Consider the following 18,068-nt stretch of genomic DNA (forward strand, 5'->3'; position numbering starts at 1 on the left):
TGATGTCCGCAGTTCCCGCGCTTGAATGGATGGATGGCTGGGTCGATGTCGGCACGGTCGCCGACATCCCGCGGCTGGGCGCCCGGGTCGTGGCAAGCGCCATCGGCAATATCGCACTGTTCCGTACCGCCGAGGACGAGATCTTCGCGCTTGAGGACCGCTGCCCGCACAAGGGCGGGCCGCTGTCCCAGGGCATCGTGCACGGCAAGGGCGTCAGCTGCCCGCTGCACAATTGGGTGATCGAGCTCGAGACCGGCGAGGCTTGCGCGCCGGATCACGGCTGTACGCGCACGATCGATGTTCTGCGCCAGGGCGAGCGCATCCTGCTCCGGGTCCCGCGCCCGTGAGGGAAATCCCGGGCGGAATCCGCTCGACCTGTCCCTACTGCGGCGTCGGTTGCGGCATTGTCGCGACCGAAACCGCGGACGGCTGGCAGGTGAAGGGCGATCCGGACCATCCGGCGAATTTCGGCCGGCTCTGCTCGAAGGGGTCGGCGCTCGCCGACACCCTGATCGACAGCGGCCGGCTGACCCGCCCGCTGGTCGACGGCCAGCCCGCAAGCTGGGATGCGGCGCTCGATCTGGTGGCCGACCGTTTCGCCCGCACCATCGCCGAGCATGGGCCGGATGCGGTCGCCTTCTACGTCTCGGGCCAGTGCCTGACCGAGGATTATTACGTCGCCAACAAGCTGATGAAGGGCTTCATCGGCAGCGGCAACATCGACACGAACTCGCGCCTCTGCATGGCCTCGTCGGTCGCGGGGCACAACCGCGCGTTCGGCGGCGATGTGGTGCCGGGTTGCTACCAGGACCTGGAAGAGGCCGATCTCGTGGTGCTGGTCGGCAGCAATCTTGCCTGGTGCCATCCTGTGCTGTTCCAGCGCCTCACGGCGGCGCGCGGGCAGCGGGGCACGAAGGTCGTCGTGATCGATCCGCGCCGGACGGCCAGCTGCGAGATTGCCGACTTGCACCTGGCGCTCGCGCCCGGCAGCGATGTGGCGCTGTTCCAAGGGCTGCTCGCCCATCTGGCGATGGACGGGCGGGTTGCGACCGAGTGGGTCCAGGCGCATGCGAGCGGGATCGAGGCGGCCTTGGTCGCGGCCGCCATGGATGCCGGGCGGGTCGCCGACATCACCGGCCTCGAGCCCGGTGAGATTCAGGCGTTCTATCGTCTGTTCGCCGAGATCGAGCGGACCGTCACGGTCTATTCCCAGGGCGTCAACCAGTCGTCGGCCGGCACGGACAAGGTCAACGCCATCGTCAATTGCCACCTGGCGACTGCGCGCATCGGCCGGCCGGGCATGGGGCCGTTTTCGGTCACGGGCCAGCCGAACGCCATGGGCGGGCGTGAGGTTGGCGGCCTCGCCAACCAGCTGGCCGCCCACATGAGCTTCGCTGATCCCGCGGCGATCGAGCGGGTCGGCCGTTTCTGGGGCGCGCCCAATATCGCGACCAAGCCGGGCATGAAGGCGGTCGAGCTGTTCGAGGCCGTGGCCGACGGCCGCGTCAAGGCGCTCTGGATCATGGCGACCAATCCGGCCGTGAGCCTGCCGCGCGCCGACCGGGTGCGCGACGCGCTCGCCCGCTGCCCGTTCGTGGTCGTCAGCGACTGCTGGCCGACCGATACGACGCGCTATGCCCATGTCACCCTGCCGGCCGCCGGCTGGGGCGAGAAGGACGGCACCGTCACCAATTCCGAACGGCGCATCTCGCGCCAGCGGCCGTTCCGCTTGGCCCCGGGCGAGGCCCGGCCCGACTGGTGGATGTTGGCCGAGGTGGGCAAGCGGCTGGGCCGCCATCTCTCCCATTCCTCCGCCGAGACGTGGGCACACGCCTTCACCTACGACGGACCCGCCGCGATCTTCCGCGAGCATGCGGCACTCTCGGGCTTCGAGAACGGCGGCACGCGCGGCTTCGACATCGGGGGCCTGGCCGAGCTTTCGGATGCGACCTATGACGCGCTCGAGCCGGTACATTGGCCGGTGCCGGCCTCGGGGCCGGCCGGCGGGCGCCTGTTCGCGGACGGCGGCTTCTTCACGCCCGACCGCAAGGCGCGCTTCGTCGCCGTGCGCTATCGCCCGCCCGTCGCGGCAGCGACGGAGGCGTTTCCCTTCCTGCTCAACACTGGCCGCATCCGCGACCAGTGGCACACCATGACCCGGACGGGCCTCGTGCCGCGGCTGATGAGCCATCGGGACGAGCCGCGTCTGGCGCTCCATCCGGACGACGCGCGCCGTCTCGGTGTCGACGCCGGCGACCTTGTCCGCGTCACGACGGCCGAGGGCACGGCCATGTTCAAGGCGGAGCCGAGTGCCGAGCAGCGCCCGGGCGAATTGTTCGCGGCGATGCATTGGACCGACGATTTCACCGCGTCAGGCCCGGCGGATCGGCTGGTGCAGGGGGCGACCGACCCGGTGTCGGGCCAGCCAGAACTGAAGGCGACGGCCGCGGCCGTCGAGAAGGTGCGGGCGCGCTGGCGTGGCCTGCTCGTCCGACGGGCGGGCGGCGCTCTGCCACGCGACTTCTATTGGGCGCGCGTGCCGGTCGAGCGCGGCCAGGCCTATGAACTCGCCGGCTGGGACGCCTTGCCGGACGGGGCGGCACTCGAGGCCTTCGCCGCAGCACTTCTGGCGGCGCCAGTTGGGGCGGAGCGGCTCGAAGCGGTCGACGCGCGGCGCGGCACCTATCGTTACGCGCTCCTGGTCGAGGGGCGGCTCGAGGCTTGGCTGATCCTGTCTGAGGCCGAGGGGGCGGTCGTGCCAGCCCGCAGCCTGGTCGCGGCCCAACTGGGCGAACGCGTGCCCGACGGCTCGCGCGTCGGCGTGCTCGCCGGTGCCGCACGCAATGCGCCGTCGGTCGGCCGGATCGTCTGCTCCTGCTTCGCCGTCGGCATCGACACGCTGCGCCGGGCGATCGCGGCCGACGGTCTCGCCTCGGTCGCCGAGATCGGTGCCGCCCTCAAGGCCGGGACTAATTGCGGCTCGTGCATCCCCGAACTGAAAGGCCTGCTGGAGGCGACCGAAGCCGTCGCCTGAAGCGGTTCTTGCGATCCCGGCGGGCGGCCCGGTAGGATTGTTCCGGTGCTGAACGATCAGGACGATCCATGACGGAAGCGGTGCGCAAGGCGGCGAAGGCGGCGGCAACGCCCACGGTAACGTCCAGGGCGGAGTCCTTGGCCGCGGCGGAGCTATTCCAGCTGACCCCAGCGGACGTCGATCTCGACATCCTGCCCGAACTGCTTGGCTATCAGCTGCGCCGGGCCCAGGTGCGCGTGTTCAACTCGTTCCTGAAGCGGCTCGAAGAGCTCGACGTGTCGCCGGGCGAGTTCGGCCTCCTGGTGCTGATCGGCGCCAATCCCGGGCTGAACCAGAACGCGCTCGCCAAGGCGATCGGCAGCAACCGCTCGCTGCTGGTGCCGATGCTCGACAAGCTCGAGGCGCGCGGCCTGGTCGTGCGCGAGAAATCGGCGGCCGACCGGCGCTCGCACGCGGTCGTGCCGAGCCGGGCCGGCCAGGTGCTGATCGCGCGGCTGAAGGGCGTGGTGCGCGACCATGAACGGCAGGTGACGACCCCGCTCAGCGAGGAGGAACGGCAGACGCTGCTGCGCCTCCTGTGCCGGCTGAACGGGCAAGAGGCGGAATAGGGCGCGCGCCCCATGGCTCGCCCCGTGGCCCGCTCCCTGGAGGGTCGCCTGCTCGCGAGCGTGGTGACGCCCCACAGTCCGAAGCTGGTCGATCCGGCCGATGTGCCGCTCTATGCCCGCGGCATCCGCGCCGGGGCAGAGGCGCTCGGCGCCGCGGTGCGCGCGCTCGGGCCCGATCTGCTGGTCGTCGAGAGTTCCCATTGGGCGTCGCCGTTCCTGTGGTTCGTCGGCGCCGATCCGCAGCATCGCGGCGTCTGCCGCGATCCCGATGCAAGCCGGACCCTCGACCTGCCCTATGACCGGCCAGGCGATCCACCCTTCGCGGCGGCACTCGTCGACGGTTTGCGGGGTGCCGGCATGCCCGTGTCGTCGACGACCGATCTCGCCTGGGACTATGGCAGTGCCGTGCCGCTGCACCTCATCGACCCCGAGAACCGGCTGCCGGCCGTGCTCGTCAGCACCTGCCTCCTGGGCTCGCTCGACGACGGGCTCCGGCTCGGCCGCCTCGTCCGGCAGACGGCCGAGACGCTCGGCCGGCGCGCCGTGTTCGTCGCCAGCACCGCCTTCGCCGCCCGCATGGTGCGCGGGCCGCGCGCCTGGTCACCCGAGGCGGCGCTCGCCGTCGATCAGGAGTTCTTGAGGCTCGTGCTCAACGGCGACATCGCGGCCGCCAAGGCGGCGCTGCCGGCCTATGCCGAGGCCTCCGGCGTCGAGATGGGCGGCCGCCCGCTCGCCGCCTTCCTGGGTGCGCTCGACGAGACGGCGGAGCGCTATCGTGGCGAGCGGTTCGGCGAATACGGCGCCATTGCCGGCAGCGGGCACGTCTCGATCGCGGTGCTGCCGCAATAGCTGCTGCCTAGTCGATCGATGGATTGCTGCACAGCATGAGCGGGATCCGCGACTCGCATTCCTCGCAGGAATGGGCGGCGTAGATGAACTCCCCCGACTCGCCGCGCCACCGGTTGATGCGCGATTTGGCCTCTTTCTCCCGGCCGCTCGGCAGGGTGACGGTTTCCACGACCGGCACGGCCTCTTCGTAGAGCGTGATCGACTTGTAGCGGTATTTGACGCGCGCCGCTCTCCTCAGTTCACCGAGCTTGATCAGCAGCTTGATCGCGGCGCAGGCCCGGTTCACCACCTGCGGCTGCCGGGCGACCAGGTCGGCCGGCAGGCTAAAGGTCTCGCCGTAGATGTCGGTCCAGCCCGCGCTCGTTTTTGGGACCTTGACGTTGGCCGCCTGCCAGCCGGAAACCGTGCCCGGCATGTCACCGCCACCGCTGACGGCGATCAGCTTGATCTCGAGGCCCGTGTCCGTCCGGGCGATTGCGGCACCGACCATGTGGTCGGCCGCTCCGCGTGCCGCCTTGGTCGAGGCCAGGATGGCCTTGACGCCCGCTACCGTCCCGTCCGTGATGTCGCAGCTCGCGATCTCGTGCGTATCGGAGCCCTTGCCGCAGCGCGGGCATTTGCCGTCGCCGGAACCCTTTTTGCCGTAGCCTAGATCCTTCATGCTCGTTCCTCGATGCCGACGGCCGGAGGCAATGCGGACGCGGCTTTTCAAGGAAGGCCGTGGCGGATAGGCGCGTCCGGGGAACCTGGGACTGTCGAGGGCGAGGATTACGCGGCGGTTTCCGTTCCCGCCGAAGCGGCTACAGCGGTAATGCGTTTGAGGCGGGCGAGGGTCAGGCTGGAAATGCCTGCGCGGCGGCGACCACGCGGTCGATGACGACGCCGCTCTCGCCCAGATAGCCCGCGGGGTCGAGCAGCCGGTCGAGCGCCGCCGCGTCGAACCGGCTCGCGACCTCGGCCGTCTCGCCCAGGATCTCGCGCAATGGCCGGTGCTCGGCCAACGCCTGCTGGCAGGCGGCCTGCACCAGGTGATGGGCGGCATCGCGGCCAAGCCGCTCGGCGAGCGCCATCATGACCCGCTCGGCCATGACGAGGCCGTTGGTGATGGCGAGGTTGGCGCGCATGCGCTCGGGATCCGGCTTCATGCCTTCCGCGACGCGGACCGCCTGGGCAAGCGCGCCCGCCGTGAGTGCCAGCGCCTGGGGCAGGGCAAGCGCCTCCGCCTGCCACGGGCCGACGGCGCGCTCCAGCTGGTGATGCTGGGCGGCCAAGAGCAGCGGCACTTGCGCTTCCGCGGCCATCGCTGCGGCGACGATATGCGTGCTGATGATGGGATTGCGCTTTTGCGGCATGGTGCTGGAGCCGCCGCGGCCGGTCTCGGTCGTCTCGACCAGCTCGCCCAGCTCCGTCTGGGCCAGGAGCGTCACGTCGCCGGCGAATTTCGCGAGGCTGCCGGCGACGAGGCCGAGCCAGGCGCCGAGTTCCGCGATCGTGTCGCGCGCGCTGTGCCAAGGGGCGATGGGGGCGGCGAGGCTTAGATCCGCCGCAAGCCGCTCGGTCACGGCGCGGCCCTGCGGCCCAAGCGAGGCGAGCGTGCCGACGGCGCCGGCGAACTGGACCTGCAGCAGGCGCGGCCTCAGCTGATGGAGCCGTTCGACATGGCGCAGGAACGGCATGAGCCAGACCGCTGCCTTGTAGCCGAAGCTGACCGGCAGCGCTTGCTGCAGGAAGCTGCGCCCGGCCATGACGGTCAGGCGATGGGCGTCGGCCTGCCGGGCGAGCGCCCGGACGAGCGCCGCCAGGTCGCGCTCGAGGATGTCGAGTGCCGCGCGAAGCTGCAGCACCAGCGCCGTGTCGGTGATGTCTTGGGTCGTCGCCCCCCAATGGACCCAGCGCCCGGCCTCGGGGCCGGCCGCCTTGGTCAGCGCCTTGACGAGTGCCATGACCGGCTGGCCCGCCTTCTCGGTCTCGACGCGGAATGCTGCGAGATCGAGCCGATCGGGGTCGGCTGCCGCGGCGATGGCCTCGGCGGCGTCGGCCGGGATGACGCCGACGGCCGCTTCCGCGCGGGCGAGTGCGACCTCGACCGTCAGCATGAACCCGAGGCGCCGGCGGTCCGCGAACAGGTCGCGGATCTCGTCGGTGCCGTAGAGCCCGCCGAACAGCAGTGAATCGGCGGGGTTCAACGTCATGGCCGCCTCAGATCTCGAAGAACACGGTTTCGCCCTCGCCCTGCAGGACGATGTCGAAACGGTAGGTCTTGACCGGGGCGCCCGCAACCGGCGTCGCGATCAGGGTCTGCCGCCGGGCGGCGTCCGGCACCAGTGCCAGCACCGCGTCGCTGTCGTTGAGCGGCTCATCGGCGAAATAGAGCCGGGTCGAGAGATGGTTCAAGAGGCCGCGGGCGAAGATCGTGACGGCAATGTGCGGCGCCTGCAGGCTGTTGCCGCGGCCGGGCACGGCACCAGGCTTGACCGTCTCGAACCGGTAGATGCCGTTGGCGTCCGTTCGGGCGCGGCCGAAGCCGTGGAACGCCGGATCGCGCGGCTTGTCCTGGGTGTCGGCCGGGTGGTCGTAGCGGCCGGCGGCGTTCGCCTGCCAGATCTCGATCATGGCGTCGGTCACGAGCGCGCCGTCGCCGTCGGTCACCTTGCCTTCGACGATGATGCGCTCGCCCTGGCTCGCCGGCCGGGTCACGGTCGATTGGCCGTCGCGCAGGAGCGCATGATGGAAGAACGGGCCGATCGTCTGGGAGCTGGTCAGTCCGGACATGTCAATTCTCCATCGGGGTCGCGTGCCGGCCGCGCAGCACGATGTCGAAGCGGTAGCCCAGCGCATATTCCGGCTGGGTCACCTCGATGTCGAAATGCGAGACGAGCCGCTGGCGTGCTGCCGCGTCCGGGATGCTGTTGTAGATCGGGTCGAGCGCCAGGAGCGGGTCGCCCGGGAAATACATCTGGGTGATGAGTCGGGTCGCCATGCCGGGGCCGAACAGGCTGAAATGGATGTGGTTCGGCCGCCAGGCATTGTGGTGGTTCTTCCACGGATAGGCGCCGGGCTTGATCGACTGGAAGCGATAGGTGCCGTCGGCGTCGGTCGTGACGCGACCGCTGCCGAGGAAATGCGGGTCGAGCGGTGCCGCGTGCTGGTCGACCGGATGATGGTAGCGACCGGCGGCGTTGGCCTGCCAGATCTCGAGCACCGTGTGCGGCACCGGACGGCCGTAGTCGTCAAGCACGCGGCCGGTCACGATGATCCGCTCGCCGACCGCCTCGCCGCCATTGTACTTCGTGAAGTCGGCGACGGTCGGGCCCAGCACGTCGGCGCCGGGCTGCGGCCCGGTCACCTCGGTCAGCGTATGGGGCAGACGGACCAGCGGCTGCGCCGGCGAGCGCAGGATGGTCGATTTATATTCGGGCGAGGCGTAGGCCGGGTGTGTCCCCGCCGGCACCGGGTTGAAACTGTCGGGCGTGCTCATGGCTGCTGCTCCATTTCGGCGAAGACCGTCTTGGCGATGCGGAAGGCGCTGTTGGCCATCGGAACGCCGGCATAGACCGCGACATGCATCAGGGCCTCCTTGACCTCGTCGGCCGTGACCCCGGTCTGGCGCGTAGCACGGAGGTGCATGGCGAATTCCTCCTCGTGCCCCAAGGCCGCCATCAGCGTGATGGTGATGAGATGCTTTACCCGGCGGTCGAGGCCCGGCCGGTCCCAGATGGCGCCCCAGGCGTGGCGCGTGATGTGTTCCTGGAAATCGCGATCGAAGTCCGTGATCTTCTGGGTCGCGCGATCGACGTGAGCGTCGCCCAGGACCGCGCGCCGGACCTTCATGCCGCGCGCGTAGAGTTCGTCATCCATCGCGGCCGTTCCTCTCCCTTGGGGCTGCCCGGCCGATCGGCCCGGACAATCTGGCTGTCCGGCATTTCAGTTTAAGACCATAACTATTGTCAACAGCGAAGCGTCGTCTCTCTGATGCAATGCTCGCTAATCCGGTATCATGTCCGCGGGTCCCTCGATGAGGGCAGCACATGCAATTCGGTCAACTGAACCGGCGTCAGTTCCTGCCGCTGCTCGCGATCGCCGATGAGGCGATCGAATGAGCGCGTCCTCAGGCGACGGCACCTCTTCGGCGAGGCCACGCGGCGGACGGCTTTTCGTCAAGTACGTGATCTGGCTGATCGGGCTCGTCAGCCTGGTTCTCGTTGCCAACGGCATGCTCGAGGTCTGGTTCTCCTACGAAGAGGCGAAACAGACGCTCGTCCGTATCCAACAGGAGAAAGCGGAGTCCGCCGCTCGGCGCATCGTGGAGTTCGTCGACGAGATCGAGCATCAGATCGGCTGGACGACGAACGCGCAATGGGCGAGGGGCTCTGCCGACCAGCGCCGCTTCGACTATCTTCGGCTGCTGCGGCAGGTACCCGCGATTACCGAGCTGGAACAGCTCGACGGCGACGGTCGCGAGCAGCTCAAAGTCTCGCGTCTTGCCATGGACGTTGCCGGGAGCGGCATCGACTACTCCGAGGAGCCCAGGTTCAAGGAAGCGGTCGCGAGGAAGATCTGGTTCAGCCCGGTCTATTTCCGCAAGCAGTCCGAGCCATACATGACCATCGCCCTTGCCCAGGCTGGCGGCCACCCCGGGGTCACCGTCGCCGAGGTCAACCTGAAGCTGATCTGGGACGTGGTGAGCGCCATCAAGGTGGGCAAGGCAGGCTATGCCTATGTCGTGGGACAGGACGGCCGCCTCATCGCCCATCCCGACATCAGCCTGGTCCTTCGCGACACCGATCTTTCGGCGTTGCCTCAGGTCGCAAAAGCGCTTGCCGCCCCGGACAGCATGCAGGATGCGGCCGAGCGGGTGACAATCGCCCCGAACTACGCCGGGGCCTCGGTCCTGACGGCGCACGCCACTATCGCGCCGCTGCACTGGCTCGTCTTCGTCGAGCTGCCCGCAAGCGAAGCGCTTGAGCCGCTTTATGCGCTGCTTGCGAGGTCCGGCGCGCTGCTCGGCCTGGGTTTTCTCCTTGCGGCGATCGCGGGCTGGCTTCTCGCGCGCCACATGGTGATTCCGATCCGGCGGCTGCAATTGGGTGCCGAGCGGCTTGGTTCGGGCGAGTTCGACTACCGCATCGAGGTGCGCACGGGCGACGAGATCGAAGAACTCGCCGACTGCTTCAACCGCATGGGCGCGCAGCTCCAGGAGTCCTATGCGACGCTGGAATCGAAAGTCGAGGCGCGCACGCGCGATCTATCGGAGGCACTGGACCACCAGACCGCGACCAGCGACGTGCTCCGCGCGATCAGCAGCTCGCCCGCGGACGCGCAGCCGGTGTTCGAGGCGATCGCAGCGAGCGCGCAGCGACTTTGCGAAGGCGATTTCGGCGTCATCTTTCGCTATGACGGCAGGCTTGCGCATCTGGTGGCCTTGCACGGCATCGACGTCGAGGAAATCGCGCCGCTGCAGGCGGCGTTCCCGTCGGAGCCGGTTGGCCTTCTGGCCGAAGCCATCGAGCAACGGACCGTCGTGCACGCGCCGGACATCATGGTCGACCCGCGCAGTCGCATGCGGCACACGGTCGCGAAGGCCGGAGGCCGGGCGTTCGTGTTCGTACCGATGGTGCGCGACGGCCTTGCCATCGGCGCCATCCTGGTCATGCGTCGGCGCCCCAGCGCCTTCACCGATGTGCAGATCAACCTGTTGCAGACATTCGCCGACCAGGCGGTGATTGCAATCGAGAACGCCCGCCTGCTCGGTGAGCTGCGCCAACGCACGACCGAACTTGCCCGATCGGTCGATGAGCTCACGACATTGCGCGAGGTCGGTCAGGCCGTGAGCTCGACGCTCGACCTCGGCACTGTCCTCACGACCATCGTCACGCGCGCCGTCGCGCTGTCCGGCGCGGATGCCGGGGCAATCTTCCGTTACCGCAAGTCCGACCGCCGGTTCCTGCTCGGCACGTCCTGGGGATATGACGAAGCGCTGACGGAACAGATCCGTGGTGTGCGGATCCGCGAAGACGAGACGATGGCGCTCGCTCGCGCGGTCAAGGCGCGCGCGCCGGTTCAGATTCCCGACCTCAGTGCCGGACCTCACCTGCCGCTGCGCGACATTATCGTTGCCGCCGGGTTCCGCTCCGTGCTGATCGTCCCGTTGGTTGGCGCCGAGCGCGTGTTCGGCGCGCTCGCGATCCAGAAGAAGACGCTCGGGGAGTTCCCCGAGGACACGGTCCATCTGATGCAGACCTTCGCCAGCCAATCGGCCTTGGCGATCCAGAACGCCAACCTCTTCCGCGAGGTCGAAGAGCAGGGCCGCGCGCTCGCCGTCGCGAGCCTGCACAAGTCGCAATTCCTCGCCAACATGAGTCACGAGCTGCGCACGCCGCTCAATGCAATCCTCGGCTACGCCGAGCTGCTCGCGGACGGCATTTACGGAGACCTCCCGGAGAAGGTGCTGGATGTGCTGGCGCGTGTTCAGGCCAACGGCAAGCACCTTCTCAGTCTCATCAACGACGTGCTCGATTTCAGCAAGATCGAGGCGGGCCAGCTCACGCTGGCGATAGACGATTATTCGATGGCGGCGATCGTGACCTCCGTCGTGGCGTCGACCGAGTCCCTGGCGCGCGCGAAAGGGCTGACACTCGGCACCAATATCGCCGATGGCATGCCGCTCGGTCGAGGCGACGAGCGGCGGCTGGCCCAAGCGCTCCTGAACCTTGTCGGCAATGCGATCAAGTTCACCGACGAAGGAACGGTCGAACTCGCCGCCACGGCTACGGGCGGCAACTTCGAGGTCGCCGTGCGCGATACCGGTCCCGGCATTGCCGTGGCCGACCAGGAGCGTATCTTCGAGGAGTTCCATCAGGTCGACAACACGACGACGCGGGAGAAGGGTGGCACCGGACTGGGTTTGGCCATCGCGAAGCGCATCGCCGAAATGCACGGGGGCCGCCTGACGGTCGAGTCCGCGCCGGGGCTAGGCTCGACCTTCCGTCTGGTCGTGCCGGTCCAGGCCGAGGAGCAGAAGGAGGCGGCGCAATGACGAAGCGGGTGCTCGTGGTCGAGGACACGGAGGACAACCGCCGGATCGTTCGCGACCTCCTGACCAGTGCTGGCTATGAGCTCCTCGAGGCCGCCGACGGGCCGAGCGGCGTCGCGATGGCGGCGAGTCACGCCCCCGACCTCATCCTCATGGACATCCAGCTGCCGGGGATCGACGGTTACGAGGCGACGCGGCGGCTCAAGTCCGATCCTGCGACAGGGCACATTCCCATCATCGCCGTCACCTCCTATGCCCTGCCGGGCGACGAGGCGAAGACGCGCGCGGCTGGCTGTGACGGCTACATCGCCAAGCCGTTCAGCCCGCGCCAGCTCTTGGCGATGGTGCGCGAATCTCTCGGCTGAATGGCTGCGCCATGCATGATCCGCCCCGCATCCTGATCGTCGACGATAACGAGGCCAACCTCGACATTGCCCGGGTGCGTCTCGAAAGCCGTGGCTATGAGATCATCACCGCAACCGATGGCGAGGCGGCGCTTGAGCGTGTCCGGCGAGACCGGCCTGACCTCGTTCTCCTCGACATCATGATGCCGAAGCTCGATGGCATCGAGGTGACGCGGCGCCTCAAGGCAGACGCGAGCTTGCCGTTCATTCCGATCATCCTTGTCACCGCCAAGGCCGACGCCAAGGACGTCGTGTCGGGTCTCGACGCCGGCGGCGACGACTACCTCACGAAGCCTTTCGATCATGCCGCCTTGGTTGCGCGCGTCAGTTCGATGCTGCGGATCAAGGCGCTTCACGACACGGTGCAGGAGCAGGCGGCGGAGCTCGCCTCCTGGAACAAGACGCTCGAGGAGCGTGTCGCGGCGCAGATCGGCGAGATCGAGCGCGTCGGCCGCCTGAAGCGCTTCCTGCCGCCGCAACTCGCGGAAATGATCGTTTCGGCCAGCGACGACCGCATTCTCGAGAGCCACCGCCGGGACATCGCGGTGCTGTTTTGCGATCTGCGGGGCTTCACAAGCTTTGCCGAGGTCGGCGAGCCCGAAGAAGTGATGGCGCTGCTCGACGGCTACCATCAGGCCTTGGGTCCGCTCATCCATCAGTTCGAGGGCACGCTCGAGCGGTTCACCGGCGACGGGCTCGTGGTCTTCTTCAACGATCCGCTCCCGTGTCCCGACCCGGCCGAGCGTGCCGTCCGGCTCGCCGTCGCCATGCGCGATGCGGTTGCACTTCTTGCGGCGAGCTGGCGCAAGCGTGGCCATGAGATCGGCTTCGGCATCGGCATTGCGCAAGGCTTCGCCACATTGGGGCGGATGGGCTTCGAAGGGCGCGCCGACTATGGGGCGATCGGCACCGTGACCAATCTGGCGGCTCGGCTTTGCGCCGAGGCAAAGGACGGCGAGATTCTGGTAACCGCCCGCGTCGCTGCGGCAGTCGAGCCCTTTGCCGACCTCCGCTCGCTTGGCGAAGCGACCTTCAAGGGCCTCAGTCGGCCAACGGAAGTGAGTCACGTGATCGGACTGAAGCAGGGTTAATCTTGCGTGGAGGCGCAGATGAGGCGGCGCGAACTGATCGCATTACTTGGCGGTGCGGCGCTCATCTGGCCGCTCGGCGTCCGCGCGCAGCGAGCGGGCAGGGTCTTCAGGATCGGGTACTTCTACCTTGGTCCGCCGCCTCCAGACCCTCACGAGGCGCCGCCTTGGCCGACGTTGCGCAAACTGGGATATGTCGAGGGCACCAATCTCGTTGTCGAACGCCGATTCGCGGCGGGGCGAAGGGACATGCTTGCCACGATCGCGTCCGAATTCGTCGCCTCAAGGCCGGATGTGATACTGGCGCAGGGCTATCAGGCGGCCGAGGCGGCAAGCAAGGCGACCCACGACATTCCGATCGTTGTCCTCGGCGGGGGTGATCCCATCGGGACGGGCCTCGTCAAAAGCCTCGCGCGGCCCGGTGCCAACATCACCGGCGTTACCGAGGCCTCGACCGAGTTGAGTGCGAAACGTCTCGAACTGCTCAAGGAGGCGATACCCGCGGTCTCGCGTGTGGCGGTGCTGTGGAACGCGGCCGACCGCGCGATGACCCTCCGCTTTGACGAAATCGAGGCCGCGGCCAAAACGTTGCAGGTCGCGATTCAGCCGCTGGGGGTTCGGGAGCCGGAGGATTTCGACGACGCCTTCGCCGCGATGCGTCGCGATCGACCCGACGCGATGTTCATGATCACCGACGCCCTGACCAATCTCAATCGCAAGCGGATCGTCGAGTTCGCCGCGGAGATCCGACTCCCGGCGGTCTACGAGTTCCGCGAACCGGTCTTCGACGGCGGCCTCATGTCCTATGGGCCGAATATGCACGACCTCCAGGGACGCGTCGCCTATTACATCGACAAGATATTGAAGGGCGCCAAACCCGGCGATCTGCCGATGGAGCAGCCGACCAAGTTCGAACTGGTCGTCAACCTCAAGACCGCCAAGGCGCTCGGCCTCACGATCCCGCCCTCGATCCTCGCCCGCGCCGACGAGGTCATCGAATGACGTCGCGATGAGGACGCGCACTTCGCCAACCGGTTTCTCAATGAAATCAAGTCACCGCGATTGGTTTTATGGTTCCGGGCAGAGATTCGCCGATCGTCATGGCCGGGCTTGACCCCGCCCGCCGCATCGGCCGACGATGCGCGCCCGGCTTGGCTAAAGAAGCGCCGAGCCGCCGTGCGTGGACGTCCGGGGCAAGCCCGGGCATGACGAAATGAGAGGGAGTAGAGCGCCATGCCGTTCGTTCTGGTCAACGGTCTCTCGGTCCATTATCGGATCGCCGGCCCGGCGGAGGCGCCGCCGCTGCTGCTGATCCATTCGCTCGGCACCTCGCTTGAGATGTGGGCGCCGCAGGCGGAGGCGCTCGCCGAGGATTTCCGGGTGATCTCCTACGATCTGCGCGGCCATGGCTTGAGCGAGGGGACGGCGGGCGCCTATTCGCTCGGCATGCTCGCGGGCGACGCGGTGGCGCTCCTGGGCGCCCTCGGCATCGAGCGCGCCCATGTCGCGGGCGTGTCCTTGGGCGGCATGATCGCGCAGACGCTCGGCATCGAGCATGGCAGCCGCGTCCGCTCGCTCGTCTTGGGCGATACGGCGAGCGTGATCGGGCCCAAGAGCAACTGGGACAGCCGCGCCGCCGCCATCCGGACGGACGGCATGGCCACGCTCGTGGATGCGATCCTCGCGCGCTGGTTCACGGCGGAATTCATCGCCGCCGCGCCGGAAGTGGCCCGGGGCTTCGGCGCCATGCTGCTGCGCATGCCGCCGGAGGCCTATATCTCGGCCGCGTTCGCCGTGCGCGACGGCGACACGACGTCTGCGCTCGGCCGCATCGCCTGCCCGACGCTGGTGCTGGTCGGCGACCAGGATGTCTCGACGCCGCCGTCGGCCGCCGAGGCGCTCAGCGCGGCCATCCCGGGGGCGAATCTCACGGTGCTCGCGAATGCCGCCCATATCCCGACCGTCGAGCGGCCGGCCGAGGTCACGGCGGCGATCCGTCAGTTCCTGGCCGGGCTCTGACAGCATGCTTCGGCGTTGGGCGCCGGCGCTTCTTGGCCGCCTGGCGCTGGCGGCTCTCGCCGGCGCCCCTGCGACGGCCCACGCCGCGGGCCAGCTGCGCATCGGCCTGCAGGATGATCCGGACAGCCTCGACCCGGCGCTCAACTGGACCTATGTCGGCCGTCATGTGCTGCAGTCGATGTGCGACAAGCTCGTCGATGTCGGCGCCGATCTCTCGCTCGTGCCGATGCTGGCGACGGGGTGGCACTGGTCGGACGATGCCAAGACGCTGACGCTCGAGCTCCGCGACCATGTGACGTTCCAGGACGGCACGCCGTTCGACGCGGCGGCCGTCAAGTTCAGCCTGGAGCGCGAGCTGACCCTGCCCGGCAGCCGGCGCAAGAGCGAGATCGACGCGATTGAGGCGGTCGAGGCCACGGGACCGCTTGCCGTCACGATCCATCTTTCGAAACCGGCGGTACCGCTCCTCGCCGCCTTCGCCGACCGGCCGGGCATGATCGTGAGCCCCAAGGCCGCGACCGAGGCGGGGGCCAATTTCGCCCAGCATCCGGTCTGCGTCGGGCCCTATCGCTTTGCCGAGCGGGTCGTGCAGGACCACATCACGCTCGAGCGGGATCCCAACTACTGGCGCGCCGGCGACTACACGTTCGACCGGCTCACCTATGTGCCGATCAGCGACACGGCGGTCCGGCTCACCAACCTGCGCTCGGGCCAGCTCGACCTGATCGAGCAGGTGCAACCGACCGACATGAGCCAGGTCAAGGCGGACAAGTCGCTCCAGGGCTTCGAGACGATGGGCCTCGGCTATAGCGGCATCACCTTCAACATCGCGAACGGCGCGCGCGCCGACAATCCGGCCGGCAAGTCCGCCGCGGTCCGGCGGGCGATCAGCCTGGCGATCGACCGCGAGGCGATCGTCCAGGTCGCGTTCGACGGCCGCTTTCCCGCCGGCAACCAGCCGTTCCCGCCGGCCTCGCCCTATTACGACACGGCTTTACCAGTGCCGAAGCGCGATCTCGCCGGGGCCAAGGCGGCGCTGGCTTCGGCCCATGTCGGGCCGGTCACGCTCGAGCTCCTGATCCCGACCGACCCGGTGCGCGCGCAGATCGGCCAGATGATCCAGGCCATGCTGGCCGAGGCCGGCATCACCGTGAACCTGGTGCAGAGCGAGTTCGTGAGCCTGCTCGACCGTACCCGGCGGGGCGATTTCCAGGCCGACCTCATCGCCTGGAGCGGCCGGGTCGACCCTGATCTCAACATTGCGCCGCTCCTGGGCTGCGGCGCCGCCGGCAACGACGGGCACTTCTGCAATGCCGATCTCGACGCCGCCCTCGCCGCGGCGCGCGCCACGCCGGATCCGGCCCAGCGCAAGCCCGCCTATGCCAAGGCGACCGCCGTGCTCGAGGACGAGCTGCCGATCGTCTATCTCTACCACGCCCAATGGCTCTATGCGGCGAAGGCGAAGCTCCAGGGCTTCCGCCCACGGCCCGACGGCATCATTCGGCTCGACGGCGTGACGCTGGCCCCTTAGGTCGATCGGCCCCTAAGGTCGATCGGAAGAGACGCCGCCGCCGGATTTATTGTGCGGCAATGGCGGCGATCTCATCTTTGAGCGCCTTGCTCAGAAGCCCGACACCGTCCTCGTCAATGTCCGCGATGCGCCAGTTCCCGTCGACCGCCACCAGCTCGAACCGGACGACCGTTGCCGTGCCGAGATTGTTGAAGCGCGCGGTCGCATCGGAGCGGCCGGGGGCGGACTGATGGGAGGAAATGCGGACGGATCGAATGTCAAAGTCCTGACAGGCGCAGATCGGATCGGCCTCGAGAACGCCGACCTCCCCGTTCACTGCTTTTTCATCCGCCAGGAAGAGTTTCACGAGCGCAGGCGCGTAGATTGATGCCGCATCGGCATCCGTGGGAGCGATGGGCTTGCCCCCGGATTTATACCGGCCGTACACGCTGTGCAGGAAGGCGTCGACCGACGGCTTGTCCTGGGCATGGGCCGTCGCGCAACCAATGAAGAGGCCGCTGACGAGGAGAAGCGTCAATCCCGGTAACCGGCTCATCGCACGGCCTTCGCGCACATCCAGGTCGCGTAAGGGTGCGCATTCTGGTCGAGATGCCTTACTGCGGTCTCAGTATCCGGTGCGGTTGATGCCATCTGATCGTTGCCCCGAGCCAACGGTTCCAGAGCTTACCTCGGTAAGCTGGCCGCAACAACGGATGGCTGCAGCTCCATCGATGCAACTTACCGTTAAGCGCCGATCAGGCCCAGCTGCGGGCTCGACGGTTCGGCGAAGTCGCGCTTCGGGATGCGGCCGGCGGCGCGGGCGAGCCGGCCCGCCTCGATGCCGTGGCGGAGGGCGGCCGCCATGGCGACCGGGTCATTCGCCTTGGCGACCGCGGTATTGACCAGCACCGCGCTGCAGCCGAGCTCCAGGGCGAGGCAGGCGTCGGACGCGGTGCCGACGCCGGCGTCGAGGATGACCGGCACCGGCGAGCGGGTGCAGATGCGCTCGATCGCCCGCGGGTTCTCGATGCCGTTGCCGGAGCCGATCAGGCTGCCCAAGGGCATGACCGCGACACAGCCGACGTCGGCCAGCTTGCGCGCGGTGATCGGGTCGTCGTTGGTGTATGGCAGTACGGCGAAGCCCTTGTCGACGAGCTCGGTCGCGGCGCGCACCAGCTGCTCGACGTCGGGATAGAGCGTGTCGCGGTCGCCGATCAGCTCGAGCTTCAGCCAATTCGTGCCGAGCGCTTCGCGCGCGAGCTCCGCCGTCAGCACCGCGTCGCGCACGGTGGCGCAGCCGGCGGTGTTCGGCAGCAGGCGGAACCGATCACCCAGATCGTCGACCAGGCTGCCCTCATAGCCGTCGAGGCTGATGCGCCGGACCGACATGGTGACGATTTCGGCGCCACCGGCCTCCAGCGCCGCCATCAGGCTCGCCCGGTTCGGATAGCCCGCCGTGCCCATCAGCAGGCGCGAGCCGACCGGCACGCCGGCGATTTCGAAGCGATCCGTCATTGTTCCTT

At 68.3% G+C, this 18,068-nt stretch carries 17 protein-coding genes; 10 read left to right on the top strand and 7 right to left on the bottom strand.

The window, feature by feature from the left end; genetic code table 11:
* The first annotated feature begins 2 nt into the window (after positions 1-2).
* The 4 genes from nirD (at position 3) to IEY58_RS04810 (ending at position 4,491) form a co-directional block, all read left to right on the top strand.
* The gene (gene nirD / locus IEY58_RS04795; RefSeq protein ID WP_229743488.1) at positions 3-347 is read left to right on the top strand and encodes a nitrite reductase small subunit NirD; all 345 of its coding nucleotides are present in this window, start codon (positions 3-5) and stop codon (positions 345-347) included.
* Positions 344-3,034, top strand: coding sequence for a nitrate reductase (locus IEY58_RS04800; RefSeq protein WP_308422390.1), 2,691 nt, complete (start codon positions 344-346; stop codon positions 3,032-3,034). The genes nirD and IEY58_RS04800 overlap by 4 nt, the downstream gene beginning before the upstream one ends.
* Positions 3,035-3,102: 68 nt before the next feature.
* A complete protein-coding gene (locus IEY58_RS04805) occupies positions 3,103-3,642 on the top strand; it encodes a MarR family winged helix-turn-helix transcriptional regulator (RefSeq protein ID WP_189043043.1) in 540 nt (179 codons plus the stop codon).
* A 12-nt stretch (positions 3,643-3,654) separates the two neighbouring features.
* Positions 3,655-4,491: a DODA-type extradiol aromatic ring-opening family dioxygenase gene (locus IEY58_RS04810; protein ID WP_189043045.1), complete on the top strand. Its 837-nt coding sequence runs from the start codon at positions 3,655-3,657 to the stop codon at positions 4,489-4,491.
* Between the two features lie 7 nt (positions 4,492-4,498).
* On the opposite strand, the gene IEY58_RS04815 is transcribed toward IEY58_RS04810, so the two are convergent.
* From IEY58_RS04815 to pcaC, 5 genes are all read right to left on the bottom strand, one after another.
* Entirely contained in the window at positions 4,499-5,152 is a 654-nt protein-coding gene (locus tag IEY58_RS04815; RefSeq protein ID WP_189043047.1) for a hypothetical protein, read from the bottom strand.
* 172 nt (positions 5,153-5,324) lie between these two features.
* Entirely contained in the window at positions 5,325-6,683 is a 1,359-nt protein-coding gene (gene pcaB / locus IEY58_RS04820; protein ID WP_189043048.1) for a 3-carboxy-cis,cis-muconate cycloisomerase, read from the bottom strand.
* Positions 6,684-6,690: 7 nt separating this feature from the next.
* Positions 6,691-7,263, bottom strand: coding sequence for a protocatechuate 3,4-dioxygenase subunit alpha (gene pcaG / locus IEY58_RS04825; RefSeq protein WP_189043050.1), 573 nt, complete (start codon positions 7,261-7,263; stop codon positions 6,691-6,693).
* A 1-nt stretch (position 7,264) separates the two neighbouring features.
* Complete coding sequence (pcaH, locus tag IEY58_RS04830) at positions 7,265-7,969, bottom strand: protocatechuate 3,4-dioxygenase subunit beta (protein ID WP_189043052.1); 705 nt, start codon at positions 7,967-7,969, stop codon at positions 7,265-7,267.
* Entirely contained in the window at positions 7,966-8,349 is a 384-nt protein-coding gene (pcaC, locus tag IEY58_RS04835; RefSeq protein WP_189043054.1) for a 4-carboxymuconolactone decarboxylase, read from the bottom strand. The genes pcaH and pcaC overlap by 4 nt, the downstream gene beginning before the upstream one ends.
* A gap of 238 nt (positions 8,350-8,587) precedes the next feature.
* Between pcaC and IEY58_RS04840 the strand changes: the two genes are divergently transcribed.
* The 6 genes from IEY58_RS04840 to IEY58_RS04865 all read left to right on the top strand — a co-directional run bounded on the left by IEY58_RS04840 (position 8,588) and on the right by IEY58_RS04865 (position 16,566).
* Complete coding sequence (locus tag IEY58_RS04840) at positions 8,588-11,527, top strand: ATP-binding protein (RefSeq protein ID WP_189043057.1); 2,940 nt, start codon at positions 8,588-8,590, stop codon at positions 11,525-11,527.
* The gene (locus tag IEY58_RS04845; RefSeq protein ID WP_189043058.1) at positions 11,524-11,889 is read left to right on the top strand and encodes a response regulator; all 366 of its coding nucleotides are present in this window, start codon (positions 11,524-11,526) and stop codon (positions 11,887-11,889) included. Before IEY58_RS04840 ends, IEY58_RS04845 begins: the two co-directional genes overlap by 4 nt.
* Positions 11,890-11,900: 11 nt before the next feature.
* Entirely contained in the window at positions 11,901-13,019 is a 1,119-nt protein-coding gene (locus tag IEY58_RS04850; protein WP_189043060.1) for an adenylate/guanylate cyclase domain-containing protein, read from the top strand.
* Between the two features lie 18 nt (positions 13,020-13,037).
* Positions 13,038-14,018 carry an ABC transporter substrate-binding protein gene (locus tag IEY58_RS04855; protein ID WP_189043062.1) on the top strand — a complete coding sequence of 327 codons (981 nt, stop codon included), beginning with the start codon at positions 13,038-13,040 and terminating at the stop codon, positions 14,016-14,018.
* A 231-nt stretch (positions 14,019-14,249) separates the two neighbouring features.
* The gene (gene pcaD, locus IEY58_RS04860) at positions 14,250-15,035 is read left to right on the top strand and encodes a 3-oxoadipate enol-lactonase (RefSeq protein ID WP_189043064.1); all 786 of its coding nucleotides are present in this window, start codon (positions 14,250-14,252) and stop codon (positions 15,033-15,035) included.
* Between the two features lie 4 nt (positions 15,036-15,039).
* Positions 15,040-16,566, top strand: a complete 1,527-nt coding sequence (locus IEY58_RS04865) for an ABC transporter substrate-binding protein (protein ID WP_189043066.1) — start codon at positions 15,040-15,042, stop codon at positions 16,564-16,566.
* A 46-nt stretch (positions 16,567-16,612) separates the two neighbouring features.
* On the opposite strand, the gene IEY58_RS04870 is transcribed toward IEY58_RS04865, so the two are convergent.
* Entirely contained in the window at positions 16,613-17,101 is a 489-nt protein-coding gene (locus IEY58_RS04870; protein ID WP_189043068.1) for a DUF3828 domain-containing protein, read from the bottom strand.
* A 188-nt stretch (positions 17,102-17,289) separates the two neighbouring features.
* A complete protein-coding gene (gene thiG, locus IEY58_RS04875) occupies positions 17,290-18,060 on the bottom strand; it encodes a thiazole synthase (protein ID WP_189043070.1) in 771 nt (256 codons plus the stop codon).
* Positions 18,061-18,068 lie beyond the last annotated feature (8 nt).

This window comes from Aliidongia dinghuensis (genome assembly GCF_014643535.1).
GTDB classification, from domain to species: domain Bacteria; phylum Pseudomonadota; class Alphaproteobacteria; order ATCC43930; family CGMCC-115725; genus Aliidongia; species Aliidongia dinghuensis.